The sequence below is a fragment of the Pseudodesulfovibrio piezophilus C1TLV30 genome, assembly GCF_000341895.1.
Lineage (GTDB): Bacteria > Desulfobacterota > Desulfovibrionia > Desulfovibrionales > Desulfovibrionaceae > Pseudodesulfovibrio > Pseudodesulfovibrio piezophilus.
In genome coordinates this window covers 783,644-808,102 of record NC_020409.1, presented here as the reverse complement: position 1 = coordinate 808,102, position 24,459 = coordinate 783,644, and the positions used below count along the sequence as shown (strand labels likewise).

Annotated in this window: 23 protein-coding genes and 1 tRNA gene; 17 read left to right on the top strand and 7 right to left on the bottom strand. The window is 49.3% G+C overall.

Features of this window, described 5'->3' with window-relative positions; all coding sequences use genetic code 11:
• Positions 1–120 precede the first annotated feature (120 nt).
• The 5 genes from infB to BN4_RS03910 form a co-directional block, all read right to left on the bottom strand.
• Complete coding sequence (infB, locus tag BN4_RS03930; protein WP_015414057.1) at positions 121–3,075, bottom strand: translation initiation factor IF-2; 2,955 nt, start codon at positions 3,073–3,075, stop codon at positions 121–123.
• A complete protein-coding gene (locus tag BN4_RS03925) occupies positions 3,072–3,311 on the bottom strand; it encodes a YlxR family protein (protein WP_015414056.1) in 240 nt (79 codons plus the stop codon). Before BN4_RS03925 ends, infB begins: the two co-directional genes overlap by 4 nt.
• 35 nt (positions 3,312–3,346) lie before the next feature.
• Positions 3,347–4,771: a transcription termination factor NusA gene (nusA, locus tag BN4_RS03920; protein WP_015414055.1), complete on the bottom strand. Its 1,425-nt coding sequence runs from the start codon at positions 4,769–4,771 to the stop codon at positions 3,347–3,349.
• Between the two features lie 84 nt (positions 4,772–4,855).
• The gene (locus BN4_RS03915) at positions 4,856–5,314 is read right to left on the bottom strand and encodes a ribosome maturation factor RimP (RefSeq protein WP_015414054.1); all 459 of its coding nucleotides are present in this window, start codon (positions 5,312–5,314) and stop codon (positions 4,856–4,858) included.
• A gap of 96 nt (positions 5,315–5,410) precedes the next feature.
• Positions 5,411–5,486: transfer RNA gene (locus BN4_RS03910), tRNA-Gly, on the bottom strand.
• 179 nt (positions 5,487–5,665) lie between these two features.
• Between BN4_RS03910 and flgF the strand changes: the two genes are divergently transcribed.
• The 11 genes from flgF (at position 5,666) to fliW (ending at position 16,075) form a co-directional block, all read left to right on the top strand.
• Positions 5,666–6,445: a flagellar basal-body rod protein FlgF gene (gene flgF / locus BN4_RS03905; RefSeq protein ID WP_015414053.1), complete on the top strand. Its 780-nt coding sequence runs from the start codon at positions 5,666–5,668 to the stop codon at positions 6,443–6,445.
• A 17-nt stretch (positions 6,446–6,462) separates the two neighbouring features.
• Positions 6,463–7,245 (top strand): flagellar basal-body rod protein FlgG, encoded by a 783-nt coding sequence (gene flgG / locus BN4_RS03900; RefSeq protein ID WP_015414052.1) that lies wholly within the window; start codon positions 6,463–6,465, stop codon positions 7,243–7,245.
• Between the two features lie 39 nt (positions 7,246–7,284).
• Positions 7,285–8,292, top strand: coding sequence for a flagellar basal body P-ring formation chaperone FlgA (flgA, locus tag BN4_RS03895; RefSeq protein WP_015414050.1), 1,008 nt, complete (start codon positions 7,285–7,287; stop codon positions 8,290–8,292).
• Between the two features lie 17 nt (positions 8,293–8,309).
• Complete coding sequence (locus tag BN4_RS03890; RefSeq protein WP_015414049.1) at positions 8,310–9,017, top strand: flagellar basal body L-ring protein FlgH; 708 nt, start codon at positions 8,310–8,312, stop codon at positions 9,015–9,017.
• A gap of 46 nt (positions 9,018–9,063) precedes the next feature.
• On the top strand, positions 9,064–10,218 hold the full coding sequence (locus BN4_RS03885) for a flagellar basal body P-ring protein FlgI (RefSeq protein WP_015414048.1): 1,155 nt from the start codon (positions 9,064–9,066) through the stop codon (positions 10,216–10,218).
• Positions 10,219–10,950, top strand: a complete 732-nt coding sequence (locus BN4_RS17015) for a rod-binding protein (protein ID WP_015414047.1) — start codon at positions 10,219–10,221, stop codon at positions 10,948–10,950.
• A 77-nt stretch (positions 10,951–11,027) separates the two neighbouring features.
• Entirely contained in the window at positions 11,028–11,507 is a 480-nt protein-coding gene (gene flgN / locus BN4_RS03875) for a flagellar export chaperone FlgN (protein ID WP_015414046.1), read from the top strand.
• Complete coding sequence (gene flgK / locus BN4_RS03870) at positions 11,507–13,642, top strand: flagellar hook-associated protein FlgK (protein WP_015414045.1); 2,136 nt, start codon at positions 11,507–11,509, stop codon at positions 13,640–13,642. Before flgN ends, flgK begins: the two co-directional genes overlap by 1 nt.
• An 11-nt stretch (positions 13,643–13,653) precedes the next feature.
• On the top strand, positions 13,654–15,315 hold the full coding sequence (gene flgL / locus BN4_RS03865; RefSeq protein ID WP_015414044.1) for a flagellar hook-associated protein FlgL: 1,662 nt from the start codon (positions 13,654–13,656) through the stop codon (positions 15,313–15,315).
• A gap of 98 nt (positions 15,316–15,413) precedes the next feature.
• Entirely contained in the window at positions 15,414–15,656 is a 243-nt protein-coding gene (gene csrA, locus BN4_RS03860) for a carbon storage regulator CsrA (protein WP_015414043.1), read from the top strand.
• Positions 15,629–16,075 carry a flagellar assembly protein FliW gene (gene fliW, locus BN4_RS03855; RefSeq protein ID WP_041720125.1) on the top strand — a complete coding sequence of 149 codons (447 nt, stop codon included), beginning with the start codon at positions 15,629–15,631 and terminating at the stop codon, positions 16,073–16,075. Before csrA ends, fliW begins: the two co-directional genes overlap by 28 nt.
• A 20-nt stretch (positions 16,076–16,095) precedes the next feature.
• Here the strand turns inward: fliW and flgM are convergent, their stop codons facing one another.
• Both flgM and BN4_RS03845 read right to left on the bottom strand, forming a co-directional pair.
• Entirely contained in the window at positions 16,096–16,410 is a 315-nt protein-coding gene (gene flgM, locus BN4_RS03850) for a flagellar biosynthesis anti-sigma factor FlgM (RefSeq protein WP_015414041.1), read from the bottom strand.
• Between the two features lie 28 nt (positions 16,411–16,438).
• Positions 16,439–16,849 (bottom strand): DVU0524 family FlgM-associated protein, encoded by a 411-nt coding sequence (locus BN4_RS03845; RefSeq protein WP_015414040.1) that lies wholly within the window; start codon positions 16,847–16,849, stop codon positions 16,439–16,441.
• A gap of 235 nt (positions 16,850–17,084) precedes the next feature.
• Between BN4_RS03845 and BN4_RS03840 the strand changes: the two genes are divergently transcribed.
• The 6 genes from BN4_RS03840 (at position 17,085) to mtnA (ending at position 24,312) form a co-directional block, all read left to right on the top strand.
• Positions 17,085–17,861 carry an NAD(+)/NADH kinase gene (locus BN4_RS03840; protein WP_231856571.1) on the top strand — a complete coding sequence of 259 codons (777 nt, stop codon included), beginning with the start codon at positions 17,085–17,087 and terminating at the stop codon, positions 17,859–17,861.
• 1 nt (position 17,862) lies between these two features.
• On the top strand, positions 17,863–19,623 hold the full coding sequence (locus BN4_RS03835) for an ARMT1-like domain-containing protein (RefSeq protein ID WP_015414038.1): 1,761 nt from the start codon (positions 17,863–17,865) through the stop codon (positions 19,621–19,623).
• The gene (locus tag BN4_RS03830; RefSeq protein WP_231856570.1) at positions 19,598–21,001 is read left to right on the top strand and encodes an MltA domain-containing protein; all 1,404 of its coding nucleotides are present in this window, start codon (positions 19,598–19,600) and stop codon (positions 20,999–21,001) included. The genes BN4_RS03835 and BN4_RS03830 overlap by 26 nt, the downstream gene beginning before the upstream one ends.
• Positions 20,994–21,644 (top strand): DUF4254 domain-containing protein, encoded by a 651-nt coding sequence (locus tag BN4_RS03825; RefSeq protein WP_041720124.1) that lies wholly within the window; start codon positions 20,994–20,996, stop codon positions 21,642–21,644. Before BN4_RS03830 ends, BN4_RS03825 begins: the two co-directional genes overlap by 8 nt.
• An 18-nt stretch (positions 21,645–21,662) precedes the next feature.
• On the top strand, positions 21,663–23,096 hold the full coding sequence (gene gatB / locus BN4_RS03820; RefSeq protein ID WP_015414035.1) for an Asp-tRNA(Asn)/Glu-tRNA(Gln) amidotransferase subunit GatB: 1,434 nt from the start codon (positions 21,663–21,665) through the stop codon (positions 23,094–23,096).
• A 172-nt stretch (positions 23,097–23,268) separates the two neighbouring features.
• Complete coding sequence (gene mtnA, locus BN4_RS03815) at positions 23,269–24,312, top strand: S-methyl-5-thioribose-1-phosphate isomerase (RefSeq protein WP_015414034.1); 1,044 nt, start codon at positions 23,269–23,271, stop codon at positions 24,310–24,312.
• The last annotated feature ends 147 nt before the right edge of the window (positions 24,313–24,459 follow it).

Genomic DNA, 24,459 nt, shown 5'->3' with positions numbered 1-24,459 from the left:
TTTCATGAACGTCTGATCTCTATGGGAGCATCAGGACGCCTAACAACAGGATTCTACCGAAATAAAATAAGACGGGCGACCCATTAATGCAATGAGTCGCCCGCCTTAAATGTCATATTTCTAGTCGATAGTACGGGCAACTTCTTTAGTTTCAAATGCTTCGATAGCATCTCCAACTTTAATATCATTGAACTTTTCAAGTCCAATGCCGCACTCGAATCCTTTAGTAACTTCTTTGACGTCGTCCTTCATGCGGCGCAAGGAGCTGACTGCGCCAGTGTATATAACAACACCGTCGCGAAGCAGGCGAACCTTGCAGTTGCGGACAATCTTTCCGTCCGGCACGAAGCAACCTGCGATGATACCAACCTTGGGAACGCTGAAGGTCTCTCGAACTTCGGCCTGGCCAAGGTAGACTTCTTCGATATCAGGAGTGAGCATGCCGCTCATGGCGTCTTTTACTTCCTGCACCAACTTGTAGATGATGTCATAGAATCGAACTTCAACGCCCTCATGCTCGGCGATTTCTTTGACTTTCAGATTCGGTCGCACATTGAAGCCGATAATAATAGCCTCTGATGCACCGGCCAGCAGAATATCTGATTCAGTGATAGCACCGGCTCCGCCGTGAACAACATTGATCTTGATTTCGCTGGTGGACAGCTTGTTAAGGGCTTCAGTAACAGCTTCCAGTGAACCCTGTACATCCGCTTTGAGTACCAGGTTAAGATCCTGAGCCTTGTCATCCGGCTTGGAAGCCAGGAATGACTCCAAGGTCACCTTGGACTTGGAAGATAGAATCTTCTCACGTTGTTTCATGGCGCGAGACTGTGCAATGCGGCGGGCAACCTTTTCCTCTTCAACAACGAAGAGTTCGTCACCAGCTTCAGGCAATCCGTCAAAACCCTGGATTTCCACAGGCATGGCCGGACCGGCACTTTTGAGCTTCTTGCCCTGATCGTCAAACATGGCGCGGACTTTACCGAAATGAACACCAGAAACAAAGCTATCGCCCTGATTAATGGTCCCTTCGGTAATGAGCATGGTGCCCACTGGGCCGCGCCCTTTATCCAGGCGAGCTTCAACGATGTGGCCTCGTCCCGGCTTATCTGGGTTGGCTTTAAGCTCTAAGACTTCTGCCTGGAGCAAAACCATTTCAAGCAGTTCATCAAGCCCGGTTTTCTGTTTTGCGGAAACATGGGCAAAGATGGTGTCTCCACCCCAGTCTTCGGGAACCAGTCCTTGTTCGGCAAGCTCTCGCTTGACGTTGTCAGGATTAGCTCCTTCTTTATCAATTTTATTTACAGCGACAACGATGGGAACGCCTGCAGCCTTGGAGTGGCTGATAGCTTCTCTTGTTTGCTCCATGACGCCGTCATCGGCAGCAACAACGAGAATGACGATATCAGTTACCTGTGCTCCACGCATACGCATGGTCGTGAATGCTTCATGACCAGGTGTATCCAGGAAGACAATTTCGCCCCTGGCTGTCTGCACATGGTATGCACCGATATGCTGAGTAATACCGCCAGCTTCACCGTCCGTGACATTGGATAAACGGATTGCGTCCAGCAAAGAGGTCTTTCCGTGATCGACGTGTCCCATGATTGTTACCACAGGAGGGCGAGACTTGAGATCTTCTTCTTTATCCACTTCGGAAGGAGCCAGGAATTCCAACTCATCAAAAGAAACGTTTTCAACTTCGTACCCAAATTCGCTGGCAAGAAGTGAAGCAGTATCAATATCAAGGGATTGGTTGATCGTCGCCATGACTCCCATACCAAACAGAGCTTTGATAAGATCCTGGGCTTTGGTTCCCATCTGGTGAGCCATATCAGAAAGTCGGATGGCTTCATCAAATTTGATTTTGCGCTTGGCTGCCTTCATCGGAGTGACCTGTGGCTGCTCAACTTGCTGCTGCCGACGGCCTCCCTTTTTCTTGCGACCTTTACGTCCCTGGAAATCGTCATCAAAACGACCTCCCTTATCGCGACCTCCGGTGGCAAATTCTACCACTCGGCGATCTTTTTTGCCTTTTTTCTTTTTGCTGCGGCCATCAGGCATTGGTGGTTGTGGGTCAGGCGCACCTCCTGTGGGACGACCGGCACCCGGCCTTGGTCCTCCAGGGCGACCTCCACCAGGACGTCCTGCTCCGGGGCGTCCTGCTCCGGGACGTCCATCATTGGGACGACCGCCGCCGGGGCGACCCGGGCCACTGCGGCGAGCAGGCTGCGACATCGCTTTGGCAGCTTCACGGGCCTTAACCTCATTGGGGTCAGGCATGGAAATAATTTTAACTTTAGGAGCTTCTGGCTCTTTTCTTTTCTTTTTCTTTTTCTTCTTGTCGTCTTTGGCTGTCTTTTCCTCAACGTGCGGAGCTTTCGACTTGGCAGCAGGCTTTTCTTCTGCTGCAGGCGTCTCTTCTACTTTGGGGGCGGACTTGACTTCAGGAGTATCCACGACGACAGGCTTTGCTTCGGCTTTCTCAGGCGCGGGTTCGGGGGCGGCCTCTTTTGCCACAGTTTCTGCCACAGGAGTTTCTGCTGCTTCAGCCTTGGCCTCAGGGACTTCTGGTTCTATAACTTCAGGAGTCGGGTCCACAGCAGGTTTGATAATCTTGACCTGCGGAGCTGACTGTTTGGCCGGTTTTTTGACGGCTGGTTTCTTTGTTTGAACCTCGGCAGCCTTTTCGGGGGCTTCTGCCTCAGCGGTCACTTCTTCAGCAGGAGCAGGAGCCTCGTCCTTGGGAGTTTCAGAAGAAATATCCTGGGCTGTTTCGGCTTCGGACGGAGTTTCTGCTATTTCTTCCTGAACCATTGTCTCTTCTTCGACAACGGCGTCCTTGCTCTTTTTACGTCTGCGTCTGACTATGACACCAGAGTCGGTTACACGACGAACTTCTTTGCCGCCGCTCCCACTCTTCATCTCCGCCTTGAGGCGGTCCACATCTTCGTCTTCGACCATGGTTTTCTGGCTTTTGGCCTGAACACCGATCTCGCGAAGCTGCTGTATGATCTCCTTGTTGCTGAGTCCAAGCTCAGCAGCCAAGTCTTCTACCCGAACCTTTGCCGTCATCGATAATCCCCCTTGCGTTTTTTCATCAGGCCCTTGATCATTTTCGGGAAAATTTCCCTGCATCGGGCCTGGACGCATATATAAAAACCACGTCCCGGTCTTGTCTTTCCCGGGTCCGGAACCGGACCGTCCGTTTCCAGTTCCAGCATGGTATCCGGACACACATACCGCTCAAGGTCCCTCTTGGGATACCGCTGGCGGCAAACGACGCACATTCGCACAGGATCTTTGTTCATACCTGCCTCGAGAGTGAATCGCCCTTGATTGGCGTCTATTTCATCTCCTCGCCATCGGCGGGAGTTTCGGATTCCTCTTCAGTTTCTTCCACGACCTCGGCAGCCTCTTTTTCGGCTCCGTCCTCTTCGGTCGTCTCGTGTATCTCACCTTCGTCGAGTTCTTGTTTCTCGTCGACAGATGCTGCTTCGAAATTCTCTTCGGCCTGTTCTTCAGCCTTAATTTCATCAACAATGCCTGGGGCGAGCATGTTTATTGCCACTCGAACATCCGCGATCTTGGTTTCGGTCAGGCCATTCACATCAAGGAGGTCTTCATCCGAGGCTCTGACGATGGATTCCAAAGATTCGAAACCGGCGTTGATGAAGTTTTCCATAGAGACTTCGGCCACGGCTGCAATCTGATCCATGCCTTTACGGGCTGCATTGAGTTCGCCGTAACGAGATTCAGTGAAGATGTCTATCTTCCATCCCAAAAGTTTGGCTGCCAGCTTGACGTTTTGACCTTTGCGACCGATGGCCAGTGTCAACTGATCATCAGGACAAACCACTTCCAATGCTTCTTCCTCATCATCCACAGTGATTCGGGATATCAGAGCAGGGGAAAGGGCATGTTGGGCATACATTGCGATGTCTGGACTCCAGACGACGATGTCAATTCGTTCACCTTTGAGTTCCTGCACCACATTCTGGATACGGGAACCCCGGATACCAACACATGCACCGACCGGATCGACGTCTCGGTCACGGGACATGACGGCAACCTTGGCGCGGAGGCCCGGGTCACGAGCAACACCCATGATTTTGACTGTGGAGTCCGCAACTTCCGGAACTTCGCGTTTGAAGAGTTCAATCATGTAGTCCGGGTGTGAACGGGAAACAACGACCTGAGGGCCGCGTGATTCCTTCAGGACATCAATAATATAGGCCTGGACGCGATCGCCGCGTTTGTATCGTTCGCGGGGAATCTGTTCGTCTTTGGGAAGTAGTGCTTCCGTACGGCCAAGGTTGATAATCCACCCCGTGCGATCACGGCGCTGGATGATACCGCTGGAAATTTCTCCCACGCGGTCCTTGTATTCTTCAAAGATGATTTCCTGTTCCGCATCACGCATGCGTTGGATGATCACCTGTTTGGCGGACTGAGCAGCGATCCGGCCGAGATCTTCGATTTTGACGGGAAAACCCATCTCATCGTCAATACGGGCATTGGGGTCATGCTCTTGTGCGTCCTCCAGAGAAATTTCGCTGATGGGGTCGTGCACATCTTCCACGACAACCTTGAATTCAAAGACTTCGATTTCTCCGTTGTCTTCATTGAAGGCAACTTCGATATCCATGGTTTCGCCATATTTGCGAGCGACTGCGCTACGAACCGCTTCTTCGAGGGTGTCGATGAGCAGGTCTCGGTCAATGCCTCTGTCCTTGCTAATCTGGTCGATGGCTTTTTTCAGCTCCGACATGATCAAACCTCCGCTCCTCATGCTAATCGGCCCGGCCGCGTCGATGAAGAGTGCTTTTATCTCTGTGTTACCAGGTGGTATAACCTAAAATTCGTGTACCAGCCGGACAACCTTCAAGTCGATCCAGTGCAGGGTAACGTCTTCGTTGTCCATGTTCAGTGTAAAGGCGTTTTCTTCAATGCTCTTGAGTTTTCCGGTAAACTTACGATGACCTTCCACGGATTCGTGAACCCTGGCAGTTATCGTGCGCCCAACATATCCGTTCATTTGCTCCGTGGAGAAAAAACGTCGGTCGAGTCCGGGAGAAGAAACTTCAAGAATAAACGCTCCGGGAATAATATCTTCGACTTCGAGCATGAGGCCGACCTGGCGGCTCACCCTGGCGCATTTGTCAATTGTCGCGCCTTCTTCACCTTCAATATATATCCTTATAACACGCTTTTTACCTTTTGTGGGAGAGGTCAGTCCCCAGAGGGTACAACCGAGCCCTTCCACCTCTGGGCGGACAAGTTCGGTCAATTTCTCTTCAAAAGTCTTGCGCATGTTGGATAATCTCCTGAAATACAAATAAAAAAGGTGAGCCCGAGCTCACCTACGCGAACCCCGCAAAGCTGCATTTGCAAACTTTGCGCAAGGCATTGGAGCGGGTGACGGGGGTCGAACCCGCTACTTTCAGCTTGGGAAGCTGACACTCTACCAATTGAGTTACACCCGCTTGGAAACGAGCTTATTTATACACATACAATTTGAATGTCAACAGGCAAGAGAGTGCGGGATTGCTCTATTGGAAGTCAGAGACTGATTAGGAAGCAGAGTAGATACTCTCGTTTTTCAAATGAGTCCAGCTCTTGGCATGCATAGTGCAAATCCTTCGTCGAACAGGAGGAACATACTATGCGAGATAGTAGTTTAAGCGCCATTTTCGGGGCTTTATCCAATGAAATGAGGATGTCAACGATCGCCAATAATTTGGCGAACGTGAACACAACCGCTTATAAAAAAGACACTATGGCCTTTCATGATGTCTTTACCCGTTTTGCACATGATCATGTTGTTACGACAAAATCTTATCTGCGAGACAAGGATATGTTTCCGCGTCCAGATATCATGGCAAAGCCTCGTTTGTCAGAGCAAACAATCGACTTCAGTCAGGGAAGTTTGCAGGAAACGGGAAACCAACTTGATATTGCATTGAGTGGAGAGGGGCTTTTTAAAGTGCAGTCTCCAAGTGGAATGCTCTATACCCGAGCCGGGAATTTCGTTGTGGATTCCACAGGCACTCTGGTGACTGAGCAAGGGACTCCCGTGATGGTTTCTGGCGGCAGTTTGACTGTGCCCCCCGGTGCCAAATTAAGCGTTGATGAAGGTGGCAACATCTCCGTCAATGGCAATCCGACCGGTTCTTTCGATCTCGTTACATTTGACGATATCGGGCGGTTGGAGCGGGTTGGTGGGAATTTCTATCGTGCTCAGGAAGGAGCTGCCGAAGTTGTCCCGCCTGATGATCTTGTTGTGCAGCAAGGGTTTATTGAAAAAGGCAATGTGGAAGTCGTCACGGAGATGGTTTCGATGATTGAAACACAACGTTCGTTCACGATGTATACGAAAATGATTCAAGGCACGGATCAACTCGACAAGACCATGATCCAAAGCTTGTCTCGTATTACCGGATAAGCAGGAGGTTACCAGTTATGATGCGTTCCCTTTGGACTGCCGCGACCGGCATGGTCGCCATGCAGAAGCATATCGACACCCTGTCGAACAACTTGGCCAACGTGAATACCACCGGTTTCAAAAAAAGCCGCGTGGAATTTGAAGATCTCATGTATCAGACTCTCCAGATTGCGGGGACTGAAAACCAGAGCGGTGGGAGACTTCCGGTCGGTATGCAAATTGGTATGGGTGTTCGCCCTGTGAGCGTGCATAAATTTTTTACGCAGGGGGATTTTCAGAATACTGGCAACTCCTTGGATCTCGCCATTGAGGGGGAGGGGTTTTTTCTTGTCGATATGAACGGTGAAGATGTCTACACCCGAGCTGGTTCATTTAAATTGGACAATGAAGGGCGGATCGTTACTGCAGGAGGATATGTTCTTCAGCCAGAGATGACAATCCCTCCCGAAACCGTTTCCGTTGTCGTTTCTGATACCGGCACTATTTCGGCGTTGGACAGTGATGGAACTGCGTTGGCAGAAGCAGATCTCCAAATTTATCGTTTTCAGAATCCAGCTGGCCTGACTGCTACCGGGCGTAATTTCTATCGGGAAAGTGAAGCTTCCGGTGATGCCGTCGCCGGTACGCCCGGTGATGAAAACTACGGCACGATAGCACAGGGCTTTCTTGAGGGGTCCAACGTTGAGATGGTGGATGAAATGGTCGGGTTGATTGTTGGTCAGCGCGCATACGAGATCAATTCGAAGGCCATTACAACTTCTGATGGTATGTTGCAGACGGCTATCAATATCAAGCGCTAACGGGCGAATGAGTGATCCCGGGCAAGGAAGGGCAGAGTCATGTTAAACAAGATAGAGAGAAAGCACCGTTTGAAGACCGTGGTGTCTGCGCTTGCAGTGATATTGGTGTTGATTCTGGGAACCTCATCATTCACAGGTGCGGCTTCAAATAGCAGCAATGATTGGCGGGTTCTGGTTCGGAACGCGGCATGTGTGCAGGGACCTATCGTTTTGCTGGGCGAAATTGCCGATCCAGCTCAGGGAGTGGATGCTCGGACATGGGCTGCTCTTTCTCAAATTAAACTCTGGCAGGCCTCCACCAAACGGGGAAGGCCTGTGACCATTGATCGGGACAAGCTTAGAAATGTTCTGAAATATTACATGGGTGCCCAGGTCAAACGACTTATTCTGCCAAATCAACTGACCGTGCAGACCGGTGGGGCTGTCGTCACCGGACAAGACCTCAAGAATCGAGTTGTCGCTTTTTTGACACCTCGAGCTAAATCCATGAGCGATGATATCGAATTTAAGGATATGAACCTTCCGCTCCATTATTTTTTGGATAATACATATGACAAACTCGAAATAAGTTTGGGTGACGACATTCGTCCCGGTCGCAATATCATCAGAATGCGAGTGCTTTCTCATGAAGGTAAATTGATGTCGAGTAAAGCTGGGTCCGTTTTTATCAATGTTTGGAAGACTGTTCCCGTCGCGGCTAAACCCCTCAATCGTCATGAGCGTTTGACACGGGACAAGATTACCTTCCGTCGGGTCAATCTCGCGCACAAACCTGAAATATGGGACGGAACAGGAGGCCCGTGGCGTATGACTCGGACCCTGGGCCGTAGCCAGGTCTTTACTCAAAGCCATATTGAGCCCGTCCCACTCATAGAAAAGGGTGAGTTAGTCACGTTAATGTACAAAAATAGCCGTGTGCAGCTCTCCATCAAAGCCGAGGCATTGGGAGAAGCGAGCGTGGGCCAACAGGTCGCGGTACGTAACCTGCAAAGCAAAAAGACAGTCTTGGCCACCGTTGTGGCTGATGACATGGTTATGGTCAGATAGAGAAGGAGCATGTGATTATGAGACGCCATTTTTTAATAGCTGTTGCCGCAATCATGCTGGCTGCCTCCATAGGGGCCGGGTGCGCTCCTCGATATGAGGAACAGCCCATGCCTATTTTGACGCCTCCGGTGTATGAGGAGCAGGACCCCGCAGCCAATCCCGGTTCTCTTTTTGATACCAACCGTTCTGAATTTCTCTATGACGATAATCGGGCCAGTAGAGTGGGTGATATTGTCTTGGTGCAGGTTTCGGAGTCGGCGAGTACCAAGATCAAATCTGAAACCACGGCGTCCAAGGAAAATACAATCGCCAATTCCGTGACGGCCATGCCCTCAACAGGGTTGATAGGAAATATACCGCTTGCCGGAACATTGGGTGCCAAAGTCGGTGCTGATATCGGTGCATCTCAATCCTCGGATTTTACCGGCAACGGAGAAACCAAACAGGAGTCGAATTTTGATGCCACCGTGGCGACGCGTATAGTCAGAAGGTTGCCGGGTAATCTTTTGCAGGTTGAAGGGGCTCGTCGTATTCGGGTTAATCAGGAAACGCAGTTTTTGGTGGTACGTGGGTTGATCAGACAACGGGATATTGCTTCCGATAATACCATCCCATCCACGAGTCTGGCAGAAGCTCAAATTGAAATTTACGGACAGGGGGTCTTGGCGGACAAGCAACGTCCTGGATGGCTCTCACGGATATTGGATAATATTTATCCCTTCTAAGGGCGCACGGACAAGAAATCATGAAGAGTTTCGAGGAGCTGAGGTCATGAACATGCAACAGCGTATCATGAAATACAATAGAGACAAGAACAGACGCCCCGCTTTGATGGCCGTTGCGCTCTTTGTCGGACTCGTTTTGTGGGTGACCATGTCATCGAGCGAAGCCAGTGCAGCGCGTTTGAAGGATATCGCAAGCTTTAGCGGGGTTCGGACCAATGAGTTGGTCGGGTATGGATTGGTTGTAGGTTTGGCCGGGACCGGTGACGGGACATCCTCAACTTTTACTCTGCGCTCCATGTCGAATATGTTGGAGAAAATGGGAGTGGAATCCAATCCTGAAGACCTCAAACCCAAAAATGTCGCTGCCGTCATGGTTTCAGCTCGTTTGCCTGTCTCCACCAAGCCCGGTTCTAGAATTGATGTGACAGTCTCCTCTCTGGGCGATGCCGAGAGTTTGTTGGGTGGCGTATTGCTCGTGACTCCCCTGAAAGGGTTGGATGGTCAGGTCTATGCGATTGGTCAAGGATCATTGACCATAGGTGGTTTTACTGCGACCGGAACCGCTGCCACGGCTCAGAAGAATATACCGACTGTCGGAAGAATTCCCAATGGGGCAGTCGTGGAACGATCGGTTGCTTTTAAATTCAACAACCAGGATCACCTGACCGTCAATTTGTCGGTACAGGATTTTGGCACTGCCATGCAGGTCGTCAACAAGATCAATGCGACAATGGGAGGCAATTTTGCCTCGGCCAAGGATATTTCCACCGTTGAACTGAAAATTCCCGAGCAGTTTCGTGGCAACATGGTTCCTCTGATGGCCTCTCTCGAGAATCTGAGCATTACCCCCGACGGCAAAGCCCGTGTGGTGGTTGATGAAAAAACCGGAACCGTGGTGCTTGGTCATGATGTCCGTTTGAGCAAGGTTGCCGTTGCTCATGGAAATTTGCAAATTGTCATCACCGAGTCTGAAGACGTCAGCCAGCCTGGACCTTTCTCTGATGGAACCACGGTGGTTACTCCTCAAACCGACCTTTCCGTTAATGAGCAGAATAATCCGCTCATGCTCATGGAAGGAGCGACTCTACAGGAATTGGTTGACGGCTTGAATGCCATCGGTGCTGCCCCAAGGGACCTTATTTCGATCATTCGCGCACTCAAAGCGGCGGGCGCTCTGCACGCCGATGTGGAGGTTATCTAAATGATGAGCGCAGGAGTTGATACACAGTTGGCGTCCAAGCAATTGGAGAGCCGGGACCTCATCCGCTTCAAGCAGGAAATGGATGGCTTGAAAGGGCGAATGAAGGGCACCACGAATGATACAGAAGCACAACTGAAAAAGGCGTGCCAGGATTTTGAGGCAGTTTTTATTAGTAAGCTCTGGAAGGGAATGAAGTCCACTGTTCCCAAGGAAGGTTACCTCCATTCCAAGCAGGAAGAACAATATATGTCCATGTTTGATCGTGATTTCGCAGAAAAAATGGCGAAGTCGGGTGGCATCGGCTTGGCTGACATGATTTATGATCAGTTGAGTCAAAAGCTTGTAAAGACGAGTAGGGATGTTTTGCCCGGTACCGTGGAGATTAAGCCTCTGGCCCAGCAACCGATTCCTCTGAATACGGCAAGTTCTGCCTTGTCCATGCCTGAAACTGCAGGAAAGACGCTCGAAGATTGGGGAGGGAATGCTGTCGGCGGAGCACTCTCTCTGAATGGCGGAGACGTGCTGGAAGACCCTTCTGAAGAAATCGCCACCATCAGTTCGCAGCCTATGAGTGACGTGGAAGTTAAAGCACGACTTGATGAATTGACAAGGCGGCTGGAGACAGAGCGGATTAAGACCGGGCTTCTCGGCACAAATCCTGGGACAGTGGGGAAATCATATGAAGCCCTGGAAGGCGGTGAAGTTGGCCGGAAAATTGCAAAGATTGGGTGAACCTCAAGTAATGTTAACGAGGTCTTTCGATTGTTAAGACATAAAATTCAAGTCGTTAGCTTGGCAAGGGAGAGAGTATGTACCGCCTATTAGAGGAAAATTTGGTCCGGCAGAACAAGGCGTTAATGCTGTTGTACATCCTTCTGGAGGAAGAATTTACCCGTCTGATGAGTTCTAACCCGCAAGGGGTGTCTCAGATCGAGTTGTCCATTCAGGAGCTTATGCGTCAGATTGCGAGTGAAAGGCTGAGTTTGCGCAAGATGATAGGGACTCTTGTCAAGGGAGCTACTCGGGTTCGGGATTTGTATTTGATGATGGATGATGAGACCAGGGAAACATTTCAGGGGCTCGTCAAGCTTTTGGAAGAGACTCAGCAGAAAAGTGCTGTTCAAGCTGCCAAGAATAACGAGATGGCCAAGGCCCTTTTTGATCAGAGCAAAGGGCTTCTCAAGTTCATGCATGATCAGATCAAGCCCAAGAACACTGGCGCTTACGGATCTACCGGACGTTTTGCCAAGAGTCCGGGGAATGCTCGTATCCTGACCGGGAGACTGTAATGTCCTTCGGCGCCAACTCAATCCTTGATATGGGCCGCTGGGCCTTGTTCGCGTCGCAAGTACAGTTGCAGGTGACGGGACAGAATATATCGAACGTGAATACCGAGGGGTATTCCCGACGATCTGTCCTTTTGGAAGAAGGCACTTATATTGACTATTCACCTGGTCAATTGGGTACCGGGGTCAAGGCCACTCAGGTGGCTCGCAGTTTTGATGAAATGGTCGAGGAGTTGTACCTGGAACAGGCGGCTCACAAAGAAAAGTGGGGCACTCTGTGGGAGCAGCTTTCGAGTGTTGAGAACTTGCTCAATGAATCAAGCGGAACAGGTGTCAGTAACACCTTGTCTCAATTTTTCAATTCATGGAATGAGGTCAGTCAGCGTCCGGATAATTATGGGGCGCGTCAATCCGTTGTGAACGATGCGGCAACGCTGGTCTCAACGCTCAAGCAGGTTGATACGGACCTTTCCCTGATGCAGCAGCGTATCAATACGACGGTGGCTGCTCAAGTCGATGAAGCCAACTCCTTGATGAGTGAGATTGCCGATCTCAACAAGGAAATACAAATTCACCATATTGAAGGGCAGAACAATGCCAATACTCTGCTTGACGAACGTGCTCGAAAGGTTCGTGAATTAGGTGAATTAGTGGATATTACCACCATTGATAACGGAGGTGGTGATTTTACCATCATGACCACGGCTGGCCAGAATCTTGTTGATGGTGCAAGCCATTATGCTTTGGAATTTAGTGCACCGGAAATCACCAAGGATCTTCGGTCTACTTCGACATTTGAAGGCGATATTTATTTCGAAGGAAATGATGATTTCGAGTATACCATCGAATTTGTTGGCTCCAGTGCAGGGTCCACTGCTGCAGGAGAACTGACTTCAGATGGTTCCTCTGCTCAATTCCGCGTTTCCATGGATGGCGGCGTGACCTGGTTGACCGATGAAAATGGAGATCAGCAACTCTTTTCGGCTCGCGATTATGATTCCCGTGTGAATGTGGAAGGGTTGCAGATCTGGTTCGGGACTTCAACCGATTCCAAGGCAACACCCGGCGGTGAATTTCAGGCTGGAGATCGGTTCATCATCAGCCCGCATCAGGGACTGTATTGGGTGGAAAATACTTCTCATAAGGAAAATATCACCCCCCAATTACATTTCAATGGGGAAGAAAATTCGACTCGACTGACTGGTGGCAGTATCGCGGCAATGTTGACTTTTCGCGACAATTACGTTGGCAAGTATCGGGAGAAGCTGGAAAAATTATCCGAAAGCCTCGTCTGGGAAACGAATCGACGTCATAGTCAAGGCGCAGGTTTACAGACCTTTACGAATTCCGAAGGGACATATCAGGTTGCAGACTCTGCCAAGGCCTTGGGGTCTGACTCCACTGGATTGGTCTTTGGTGACAAGCTCCAGTCGGGCAGTTCTTTCATGTATGTCTACAATGCCAGCACGGGGTTGTTGACTTCTTCCGCTGCTCTTGATTTTGGAGGCGGCGCGACATTCAACCCGGATATCCATACTCTCGAAGATGTGAGGGATGCTTTCAATAATACGTATCCGGGCATGATTTCAGCGTCCATTGTCAATAACCAACTGATGTTGGATGCCGAAGACGGGTACACTTTCGCCTATGGAACAGACAGCGCCGGATTAATGGCAGGACTCGGGTTAAACACCTTTTTCAAGGGATCGACTCCTGGTGATATCCAAGTCAACGAGAAGATAACAGGTGATTTGGACTATCTTGCAACCGGGCATGTCAATGGGGCCGGAGAGTTGAATCCCGGCGACAATACAACAGCCTTGTCCATGTATGATTTGCGTGAAGTCGATGTCAAGTTTTCGACGATCACCGAAGGAACCACATCCACTTCCATCCTTGATTACTATAACGGACTTGTGGGCAATGTTGGAACCGATACCAATCGTGCCGAGTTCAATCAAAATTTCTACAGTACACTGGCCAATGACCTGGACGAGAGGCAACAGCAGGTTTCAGGTGTCAACCTGGATGAAGAAATGAGCAATCTCATCAAGTACCAGTCATCCTACACGGCCGCAGCCAAGCTTATCACCACTGCTGACGAGATGCTGCAAACCATCCTGTCACTGAAGGCTTAAGGAGAGGAGTTATGCGCGTAACGCAACAAATGCTCTTTAACAGGTATGTGTATAATCTGAATACCTCCCTGACTTCTTTGATGGATCTCAATATCAAGGCTCAGACACAAAAGCAGATTAATAAGCCGAGTGACGATCCTACAGGAATGACACGTATACTCGACCATCGAGATACGATACGGTCTCTTGAACAATATAGCGAGAATATTTCGACGGCAAAAGGGTGGCTGAATGGTTCTGATGAAGCTCTTTTGCAAGTCTCTACAATTTTGACACGAGCCAAGGAATTGGCGACCCAGGCTGCCACAGGAACGGTTGATTCCGATAACCGGGAACAAATCAGTTATGAATTGAGAAGTCTCTTTGAACAGATGGTTGGACTGTCCAATACGGAGTTTGAAGGGAATAACATTTACGGAGGGCAGAAGACCCAAGGGGCGGCCTTCGAAGAGATCATGTGGCTGACGACGAATGATGACAGTTTTGCCAGTTCGGTTGATTTTACTGTCAATGGGTCAGCAGACACTACCGTTCTGGTTCAGTTCCTTGATGAAAGCGGAACTGTCGAGGTCGGTGGGGACATGAATCTGTCCAATGCCGGGGTCCGGTACAGCATTGATGGTGGTGATAGCTGGCTGAGTGATGGGTACATGACGTTTAGCGCCGGTCAGGGGACATTGAACCTGCCAAGCAGTGGTACCAGTGTGGATTTTGCCAGTGATACCATCGTGAAGAATAATGATTCTGAGGATCCGACCAACTCCGATGGAACATGGCTCTGGATCAGACCTTCTGTTCGTTATCTCGGTGATGATAATGATCCACCGCCGGATGTCGATCAGTTCGGAACCGGGAGTGGCACTATCACCGCTTCTGCTTCCGGCTCATTTTTGAATACCAACGTGACTGTTCGTATTGATAATTCCAGTGCCGTGGCAATGAATGAAGATATTGAATATTCTTACAGTCTTGATGGCGGCATCAATTGGGTTACCGGGAACATTGCTCAAGCCGATACTTCGTCCAATGCAACGACCCTAAGCGTTGCTAATGGCGGTATTCTTCGTCTGGCCTCAAATGGCTCCAATCAACTGCAACCGGGGCAGCAGTTCGTTATCAGGCCGAGGACCGCAGATATTGAACTTGATATTTCTTCAAGTGAGCGAGTGAGGGTCAATGACGTTGGTAAGGACATCTTCGGGGGGATTTATATGGACCCTGATGCTGTAACAGCTGCGGATGGTTCCATTTTAACTCTGGGCAGCGCTAATGCCTCAAGGGTTTTCCAGTCGGATGGAGCACCTAATATGGCGGTCTCGATTCAGGGAGATGATGAATACTCCAAGAATCTCTTTGAAGTCATGGGAAACCTGATCGCCTTTACCGAGACTAACAACCAGACAGGTGTTCAACAGGCGCTCGCCAATCTGAGCGAGGCGCAAAAGCACATCATGAACAGCACTGCGGATGTTGGTGGCCGTGAAAATCGCCTTGAAGTGGGGCAGACTATTCTTGAAGGTCTGCAACTGAATGAGGACACACTCGTCAGTTCCATCGAAGATGCCGATGTGAGCGAATTAATGACCGAGCTGGCACAGCAGCAGATCGTCTATGAATCCGTTCTCAGGTCCACTTCAATGATCATGCAGTTGAACCTTGGTAAATTTATTTAATATTTCTTAAACTGGACTTGCATTGAAACGTGATGTAGTCGGCTTGTAGAAGGTACGTGCGAAATTGTCGCGCTGAAGCCGTAACGTATGGTGGCACAATGTTGATACTGACCCGGAGACCGGGAGAAAGCCTCTATCTGGGCGATAATATCAAGCTGAAGATCCTGAGTGTTCAGGGCAAGCAGATAAAAATCGGCCTGGATGTCCCCGAAGACATGACTGTCTATCGGGAAGAGGTGTATTTGAAGATCAAGGAACAGAACAAGCAGGCGCTGGAAACCAGCCAGCAGGACCTGCTCGCGGCGGCTGCGCTATGGCAAAAGAAAGAAATCAAAAAATAATGACGAGGCTGGGCGAGCGTGAAATCAGCCCGGACGGTATTGTTTATTTCCCTCGGGGGCTCATCGGTCTTGAGGACAAGCGCGAATTTGCATTGTTGAGCGTCAAGGACAATGATTCTCCTTTTCTGCTTCTACAGTGTATCACTGATCCCGGATTAGGATTGCTTGTCGCTGATCCGTACTCCTTTCTTGACGACTACGATGTGAAACTTGAGAAGATCGACAGGAAAACTCTCAAGATAGAGAATGTCAAACAGTTGGCGATTCTTGTGACTGTCACCATTCCACAAAACAAACCAGAAGACACCACCCTGAACCTTCAGGGGCCGATAGTTATCAACACTGAGGCTCGGATAGGTCTTCAGGTCCCGCAGACTGATGGGGGATACCCCACCCATTTTAGTCCGATTGATCGTTAATCCCGGTCTTTCAGCAATTATTAACGGTCAACAAGAAGTTCGAGGTCGTCGCGGATAAGATTTGCGGCGGCCTTTTTCAGGTCCGGCGTATATGTTCCGTCCTTGACCTGTTGCTTCAACTTATCCACCTTTTCCCGGCGAATATCTGACGTTTCGTTTGCCGTTTGTAAAGCCGCTCCGCGCAGCTTGGCTTCGGAGGACAGCACCACACGGTCTGCATTATCTCCTGACGACTTTGTTGTCGTCTGGGTCTGTTGCTGATCCGTGGGGCCTCTGTTCTCGACTTTCTTGTTTGCGTAAGGGTGTTGATCCCCTACTATACTCTTGATAACCATGTCTTCCCTCCCGAATGTTCCGGGATAATCAAAGCATTGTCTCGTCAACCTTGGACAATGTTATCTCCCAAAGTCTCCGCATGACCGTGTTTCTCTCAGCGCCCTGAAGCTCTGATATGCCATGCTCCATTTCTCTTAATATCTGAACGTCACCTCCGTCTACCGGATATTCGAAAATAAATCGGTGTCCGAATTCCGCCTGCAGCTGCTGTGTGACGGCAGCCACAACCGGAGACTGTTCCGTATTGACTATCAGATTTTCAATGATCTCGTGCGCTATACGCTCAACCAATTCACGTCGCTTCGCCTGCTTGGCAACGTCATCACGTTCAGGAGACGCTCCCATGGCCTGCCTGAAACGGGCGAGGCGCTTGGCGCTTGTCAGCTGCTTCCCATAGGTGCGCAGCATGGTGCGAACATTGGCCGATCTATTGTACACAGTTTTAGTCCTTCCTTGATTGATTGGATCGTCTCTGAATAAATTAACTTTAGGGGTAAAAGTAAAAAAAATCTAGAAAAGTGCGTTTTATGCTTTCTCTTAACATAAATAAAATTGATAAAGGTTGAATGTTTTCAAAATTTAAACCAAAATTCGATGCATGCCTGAAGGTCTGAAAAATATTCTTATCGTGACAAAAGCTGATGATACGAAAAGCGCCATCCTGGGAAAAGAGATGACAGCTCATCTTTCCTTGTCGGGAATCGAAGCCCATTGCCTTGAGCATTCGGCAGAGACATGTAGGGACAGTTTTCAGGAAACGAGACAGTATGATCTCATTTTGATTCTGGGTGGTGATGGGACATTCATTGCAGCCGCTCGCTGGTTGCTCTCCCTTGGTACGCCTTTTATGGGAGTGAATCTGGGGCGGGTGGGGTTTTTGACCCAGTTGCACCGGGATCACTGGAAAGCGTGGCTTTCAAGTGTCATTGCGACTGGTCTTGATGTCGCAGGTCGAATGACTCTGGAGTACGAGATTTTACGAGGGGACACTCTTGTCAGGAGCGGGACTGCCATAAATGATCTTGTTGTCAGTAGAGGTGTTCTGGCTCGTCTCGTCAAGTTGGGCATAGCTTACGATGGTGTGGATTTATCGACCTTCCGAGCCGATGGGGTTATCATTTCGACTCCCACTGGCTCTACAGCCTATGGAGTTTCAGCTGGCGGTCCACTTCTGCATGCAGACTTGTTCGCCTACAGCGTAACACCCATCTGCCCATTTCTTAATAGTTTCAAGCCGCTGGTTGTCCCTGCGGACAAAGAGTGCATGGTGATGATAGCTGAAGAGCGGGGAGAGGTCAGTCTAACTGTAGACGGACAGACTTCCCATAGCCTGTATTTTGGGGACAGGCTTGTCATCAGGCGGTGCGCGACTGATTTGCTCGTGGTCAATCTCGGACCTACCGCCTATTTTGAGAAGTTGAAGAAGCATGGATTTCTGACGGAGAAGTAATATGATGTTCAAATGCAATTTCGAGTCGGCCAAAGAGATTCAATATGGCAAACATGTATCCTTGGATGCCTTGCTCCTGCATTTTATGACAGAGAATCATTTGGAATACACTATAGACCCTGACAAAAATGGGTCCATGGAGCAACTGCGATTCATAATGGCTCTGGAGGATGGCGAATTTTATGCGCCATGTTCGGATGAAATGTTTATGATGCTTTTGGAGGAGGGGCTTCCATCCCCGCTTCTTGACGAATACCTACAGCAGTGGAAAATATTTATAGCCCTGACGAGAAATTTTTGTTCGGAGCGAGAGCTGGCCAGTCGTTTTATCCAGTTGGCGCGTCACAAATTCCGCATGGTTCTTGCTTCTCCTATTGTCATTCCGTCTCGGTTGATGAAACGGCTCGTGACCATTTTCATGACCCAGAGCGGAATTGATGACCCTTACAGGGACATCAGGAAAGCGTTGAATCGTCGTGGTGCAAAGATTGTTGACAGCGAGACCTTTGACAACATGGTCAACGGGTGCCTGGACGGTGTGGAGGAATGCGGACGCATAGATGATTTACGGCATCATCTGGATATGATCGAGGTGGAACGGCTCATGCGAATTTCCACCTTGAGCGATAACTGGTCGCCGGAATCCTTTGATGAAGAGTCTTTTCGCAAGGCTGATATTGATAGCGAGATTCGGCATACTTCCAGACTTTTTGCTCCTGTGGCATCTGCGTTGGATAATAGTGAAGGTCCCATGCGGATTCTGTATCTTCCGAATCGCGCTGGTGGATTGATGTTTGATCTTCAGGTGGTCAAGGCGTTGCTGCGTCTTGGACATCGTGTCATTATGGCATTGAAGGAAGGATTTTTCTTTGAGCAGCCGACTTTCTGGGATCGGGACCATGATCCCATTTTGGCTGAACGGTTCAATGGTGCTCATTTTGTGAGTGAGGATAAACTTTCGAAAAATCAGTTGCTTGAAATAATGAGCAAACATCCGTTTGTGGTGATTTCTGATGGAACTCGCGAAAAATTCAACCCGTATCGGTGCTCTGTGAGCTTTGCCAGGGCATGGAAAGAGTGTGACTTGATTGTGGCCAAAGGGCAATCGATGAACAAACGCCTTATAAATACCTGCCATGATTTCACGCGGGATATTGTCAGTTTTTATCGCAACGAAGAAGGGCGCTTTATCCTTGATTACAGGCCGAAAGCTGACTCTGCACACAAGTTTAGCGAACGCTATATCGCGAACAAGGCAGAAGAGATTATTCAGCAGATGCGACAGGCGAGGGAGCAGGGGAAAACGGTCATGTTTTATTCTGGCATCATTGGAAGTGTACCGGGGCAGACACAGCAGGCCATCAAGGTGATCACCGCCTACGTCAACCATTTGCGTAATCAGCTTGATGATGCTTTCATCATTAATCCTGGCGAACATTTTGAAGAAGGGATGGATGCTGATGATCTCATGTATATGTGGGAAAAAGTTCAGAGAAGCGGTTTCATCAACGTCTGGCGTTTTCAGACATATTTCGATATTGAAAAGAGCTTCGAGATAATGGGGATGAAGGTCCCGCCGGTCTGGACAGGGAAGGATGCGACATATTCCACAGGGTGTACCAAGGAAATGCATATCGCTCTCGATGTGCAGAAGGCATATCCGGAACTCCAGATTATCAGTCCCAGCCCGGAAAAATTCTTCCGTCGGCGGGAGTATGGTGTTGGCAAGTTTTGCGATGTCGCCATTGATTCATGTGGCTAACGGGAATGTTATTTGGGCTGGAATGAAAGCTGATTTTATCAAGAGTACTCCCGGATACCTGGTACGGGGTTGTCTGCTCGTTTTTATATTGGGTGGGATGGTTGCCTGCATCAGGGGCAAGGCACTTCTGGAAAAACAGGAACCTTTGCCTGTTGAACGTCCCCAAGTCTCCAATGCTCCGTTGGTAGAGAAGCCTTCTTTTTCTGTCGGACTTTGCCAACCGGGGGTGACCAAGGGCTTGACCTTGCGAACTGTCCGGGAGCCAGCGGTACTCCCGGCCTGTGATTTGTTTTTTCCGTTGAATAATGCCGAGGGGCTTGAAAATACGGTTAAGATTGATCTTAAAAGTCAAGGATTGGATTCCTGGATGGCATTGTCCAGCCCGGTGCAGCGCAGCTTGGAGTATGCATTGAACATGCCGCAGGACAAGCTCGCTCTGGAGCGACCGGGCATGTCACTGACATGGGCGCAAGTCGTACGGAGTCTGGAAGAATTCATAGAGTTGCTTCCTCTCCTGGATGAGCAGCCCGAGTTGTTGGCGAATCGTTTCGTATGGTTTGGAATGAATAAGAAGCCCCTGATGACCGGCTATTATACGCCAGAAATTCCGGCAAGCCTGACTCGTCGGCCAGGCTATGATTTTCCCATTTATGGTGTACCTGGTGACCTGCGTTATGGAAAGGTGCGAGGTCGTGATCGATTCTATCGTCTTGAAAATGGTCGGGTTCGACCATATTATGAGCGTGGTGACGTTGATATTCAGCATGTCTTGGATGGGCGAAGGCTTGAAATCGCGTGGGCCAAAGATCCGATAGATGTCTTTTATATGCAGGTGGAAGGGTGCGGACGCCTTCGTTTGCCGGATGGCACGTCCCGTAATGTCTTGTATGGAGCGAAGAACGGCCACGGTTTTCGTAGTTTGGGACGCATACTTTTTTCCAAGGGATTGTTGCCGAAAGGACAACTTTCAAAACAGTATGTTCGGCAATACTTTGCAAAACATCCTGATAAAATGTTTGAGTTGATGGCTGAGAATAGGAGCTATGTTTTTTTCCGACTTGAGAATTCTCCGCCAGAAGGGACAATCGGAAAGCCGTTGACGCCGATGGTCTCACTGGCTACAGACCGAAAACTCCTGCCGCTTGGGAGCCTGCTTGCATTTGAAGCGGAGATTCCCCATGCCGAGAATGGCAGAGCGGTCGGCAAGCGACGAGTGGCGGGCATTGGGCTTGCCCAGGATACGGGAACTGCTATTCGTGGTTCTCGGCTTGACTATTATATAGGCGAAGGGAACGAGGTGGAACCCGTCGCCAATAACATAATGACCGAGGCCACCGTGTACCTCCTCATAAGCAAAGAAGCACTTATCAATGGCTGATATGACATTTGAGACGATTAAGGAAAGCATCCGTGACGCTCTTGCACACCAGACTCGGTCTGTAACGGATTGGCATTTTGGCGAACCTGTATATGACGATGAGGGCGAGCCTGCGGCTCATCTAACCGGAGTAGCCGGTTTTCGAGAGCTCGTCGGCCGTCAGCATTGGACCAATTTCAAGCTCTGGCATGTCGAGGACCGTGCGCGTCGTAAGGACGTCAATGCACAAATAATAGCAGACTGCAAGTATGCCATTGATAAATTGAATCAAAAACGAAATGACCTGATTGAGCGGGTGGACGAATGTTTGATTGGTATGTTGAATCCCCTGTTGCCCGTTGAAGGCGAGAATCGTTTCAATACGGAGACAGTCGGTGCTGCATTGGACCGTTTGTCCATTCAAGCTCTCAAGATATATCATATGAAAGAGCAGTGCGGGCGAAAGGATGTTGACGAAAAGCATGTTGAGCAGTGCAGTGTCAAAGTGATGACTTTGCAACAGCAGCATGAGGACCTCGAACGCGCTGTGCTGGAACTGATTGATGAGTATGCTGTGGGCAGCAAAAAACCCAAGGTCTATTTTCAGTTCAAGATGTACAACGATCCAAGTCTGAACCCAGAACTCTACGCTAACCAAAAATAGATTGGGAGGAGAGAGCCCATGTCTCGCTACGAAACCGTTATTGGACTGGAAGTCCACGCTCAGCTCAAGACGCAGACCAAAATATTCTGTTCCTGTTCCACAAAATTCGGCGTTGATCCGAATGAGAACGTGTGCCCTGTTTGTTCCGGTATGCCCGGTGTTCTGCCTGTGCTTAATGAAAAAGTTGCGGAGTTTGCAACCAAGATGGGACTTGCGACCAATTGTGAGATTAATCTCAAGTCAGTCTTTGCCCGTAAGAATTATTTTTATCCGGATTTACCAAAAGGCTATCAGATATCTCAGTTTGAGCTTCCTATTTGTGAGCATGGACATGTCGATATCGAAGTTGATGGTGAGAAAAAGAGGATTGGGCTGACTCGCATTCATATGGAAGAAGATGCAGGAAAGAATATTCACTCTGCCGCTGACAATGCCAGTTTTGTGGATTTGAATCGTACGGGCGTCCCTTTGATCGAAATTGTATCCGAGCCGGATATGCGCTCGGCAGAAGAAGCAGTAGCGTATCTCAAGGAAATTCGTTCCGTCCTGCTGTATCTTGGCATATGTGATGGGAACCTGGAGGAAGGCAGCTTTCGTTGTGATGCCAATATTTCCATTCGTCCCTATGGGCAGGAAGAGTTTGGAACCCGTGCGGAGTTGAAAAATCTTAACTCGTTTAAACATATTCTGAAAGCCATCGAGTATGAGGTGGAGCGCCAGATAGATGTCATTGAAGATGGCGATGAAGTTGTCCAGGAAACTCGTTTGTATAATGCGGACAAAGGCACTACGCATTCAATGCGGAGCAAAGAGGAAGCCCACGACTATCGATATTTCCCGGACCCGGACCTCGTCCCATTGATTCTTGAAAGTACATGGGTGAAGAAGTGGCAGGAGGAACTTCCTGAGTTACCAAGTGCCAAGCGAGCTCGCTTTATGGAAGAATACAAGATTGCGGACTATGATGCAGCTCTGCTGACGAGTGAGTTGGTCATTGCTGAATATTATGAAGCAGCGTCCAGGGCGTATGGCGGTGAGGCCAAAAAAGTGACGAATTGGGTCGTTGGTGAATTGTTACCTTTTTGCCATGATACAGAGACTTTGGCGTGTGATTGCATGCTCACTCCTACCAGGTTGGGTGAATTGCTTCACTTAGTGGATGATGGAACCATTTCGGTCAAGATCGGTAAGGATATCTTCCGTGATTTATGTGAATCCGGGGATTCTCCTACTGAATTTGTCAAGGCCAAGGGGCTTGCACAGATGTCCGATTCCGGTGAATTGGAAGCCATGGTGGATCAGGTTATCGCTGATAGCCCCAAGGAAGTGGAAGCCTACAAGGCTGGCAAGACGAAGCTCATGGGCTTTTTTATGGGGCAGGTTATGAGGCTTTCCAAGGGACAGGCAAACCCTGGTGTCGTGACTAAATTATTTCAGGAAAAGCTTTCGTAGCAAGAGCAAGGGAGTCCTGTGGACTTCTGAATGGATGGTATTGAGGTCATAACGGGAACGCCGCCGTCGCCGATGATCACTCGAAATGGTTTATAATGAGAACTCAGTAAACCCCGGAGACCACTCGAGAGAGGTGGCTTCGGGGTTTCAAAGAACTACCGGAGATTGATTCATGACCGAACACATACAATATTCTGCTGAAAAAGATGCACTAATTCTGCTCGATCAACGCTACCTGCCCAATCGGGAAGAATGGTTCGAGTGTCAGACAACTGAGGATATTTGCTACGCCTTGGTCGTGATGGTGGTCCGTGGAGCACCTGCTATTGGGGTCACAGCTGCGTATGGTTGCTACTTGGCCGGTCGTGAAGTGCAGGGGATGGATGGAGACTGGAAAGAGTTTCTGCAGAGCAAGCTTGGACAGATTCATGATGCGCGCCCCACGGCTGTGAACTTGCGTTGGGCTGTGCGAGAAATGCAGCGTATTTGGAATGAAGCTGGAAATATTACGCTTGAGGATTTATTACCTCTCTGGCTCGAACGCGCCAAAGAGATTCACATTGGCGATATTGCAATGTGTGAGTTGATAGGGAAATTTGGCGGAGCTTTGATGGATGATGGTGACACCATCATGACTCATTGCAATGCAGGAGCACTGGCCACGGCAGGGTATGGAACCGCTCTTGGAGTTGTACGTGGTGCTATTGATCAGGGCAAGAAAGTCTCAGTTATTGCCAACGAAACGCGGCCTTTCCTTCAAGGTGCTAGGTTGACAGCCTATGAACTGCATAAGGATGGTATTCCTGTCAAAGTCGCTTGTGACAATGCTTGTGCCTTGTTGATGAAGCGTGGTCTGGTGGACAAAGTGGTCGTAGGGGCTGATCGAATCACCGCCAATGGCGATGCGGTCAATAAGATTGGGACGTTTGGTGTGGCTATTTTGGCAGACCGATTCAATATCCCATTCTATGTGGCTGCCCCCAAGTATACTATTGATATAGAAACTCCGACTGGTGAGGATGTTCCCATTGAAGACCGCGATCCTATGGAAGTGACTCATATCGGTGATCATCGCATTCCTCCGGAAGGTGTAGAGGTTTACAATCTTGCATTTGATCCGACTCCAAATGAACTGATTGCAGGTATTATTACGGAAGAAGGCGTGTTGTATCCTCCGTATAATGAATCGATCAAAAAACTCTTCTCCGCAGATTAATTGACGTTATCGGGGCTCCCCGATTTCACAATTGTTTCAAAGCCCATGTTTGAGGATGTAAGAACATCTTGTCGATCTTGGGCTTTTCCTTTTTCACGGAACCAGAAACTTCAGGTGGTATTTATCCCTGTGCTTTTGTCTTTATTG

Excerpts from the sequence above, each read along its gene's own strand:
- infB (WP_015414057.1), bottom strand. The coding sequence starts at position 3,075 with ATGACGGCAAAGGTTCGGGTAGAAGACTTGGCTGCTGAGCTTGGACTC.
- BN4_RS03925 (WP_015414056.1), bottom strand. The coding sequence starts at position 3,311 with ATGAACAAAGATCCTGTGCGAATGTGCGTCGTTTGCCGCCAGCGGTAT.
- nusA (WP_015414055.1), bottom strand. The coding sequence starts at position 4,771 with ATGTCGGAGCTGAAAAAAGCCATCGACCAGATTAGCAAGGACAGAGGC.
- BN4_RS03915 (WP_015414054.1), bottom strand. The coding sequence starts at position 5,314 with ATGCGCAAGACTTTTGAAGAGAAATTGACCGAACTTGTCCGCCCAGAG.
- flgF (WP_015414053.1), top strand. The coding sequence starts at position 5,666 with ATGCGAGATAGTAGTTTAAGCGCCATTTTCGGGGCTTTATCCAATGAA.
- flgG (WP_015414052.1), top strand. The coding sequence starts at position 6,463 with ATGATGCGTTCCCTTTGGACTGCCGCGACCGGCATGGTCGCCATGCAG.
- flgA (WP_015414050.1), top strand. The coding sequence starts at position 7,285 with ATGTTAAACAAGATAGAGAGAAAGCACCGTTTGAAGACCGTGGTGTCT.
- BN4_RS03890 (WP_015414049.1), top strand. The coding sequence starts at position 8,310 with ATGAGACGCCATTTTTTAATAGCTGTTGCCGCAATCATGCTGGCTGCC.
- BN4_RS03885 (WP_015414048.1), top strand. The coding sequence starts at position 9,064 with ATGAACATGCAACAGCGTATCATGAAATACAATAGAGACAAGAACAGA.
- BN4_RS17015 (WP_015414047.1), top strand. The coding sequence starts at position 10,219 with ATGATGAGCGCAGGAGTTGATACACAGTTGGCGTCCAAGCAATTGGAG.
- flgN (WP_015414046.1), top strand. The coding sequence starts at position 11,028 with ATGTACCGCCTATTAGAGGAAAATTTGGTCCGGCAGAACAAGGCGTTA.
- flgK (WP_015414045.1), top strand. The coding sequence starts at position 11,507 with ATGTCCTTCGGCGCCAACTCAATCCTTGATATGGGCCGCTGGGCCTTG.
- flgL (WP_015414044.1), top strand. The coding sequence starts at position 13,654 with ATGCGCGTAACGCAACAAATGCTCTTTAACAGGTATGTGTATAATCTG.
- csrA (WP_015414043.1), top strand. The coding sequence starts at position 15,414 with ATGTTGATACTGACCCGGAGACCGGGAGAAAGCCTCTATCTGGGCGAT.
- fliW (WP_041720125.1), top strand. The coding sequence starts at position 15,629 with ATGGCAAAAGAAAGAAATCAAAAAATAATGACGAGGCTGGGCGAGCGT.
- flgM (WP_015414041.1), bottom strand. The coding sequence starts at position 16,410 with ATGGTTATCAAGAGTATAGTAGGGGATCAACACCCTTACGCAAACAAG.
- BN4_RS03840 (WP_231856571.1), top strand. The coding sequence starts at position 17,085 with ATGACAGCTCATCTTTCCTTGTCGGGAATCGAAGCCCATTGCCTTGAG.
- BN4_RS03835 (WP_015414038.1), top strand. The coding sequence starts at position 17,863 with ATGATGTTCAAATGCAATTTCGAGTCGGCCAAAGAGATTCAATATGGC.
- BN4_RS03830 (WP_231856570.1), top strand. The coding sequence starts at position 19,598 with ATGTCGCCATTGATTCATGTGGCTAACGGGAATGTTATTTGGGCTGGA.
- BN4_RS03825 (WP_041720124.1), top strand. The coding sequence starts at position 20,994 with ATGGCTGATATGACATTTGAGACGATTAAGGAAAGCATCCGTGACGCT.
- gatB (WP_015414035.1), top strand. The coding sequence starts at position 21,663 with ATGTCTCGCTACGAAACCGTTATTGGACTGGAAGTCCACGCTCAGCTC.
- mtnA (WP_015414034.1), top strand. The coding sequence starts at position 23,269 with ATGACCGAACACATACAATATTCTGCTGAAAAAGATGCACTAATTCTG.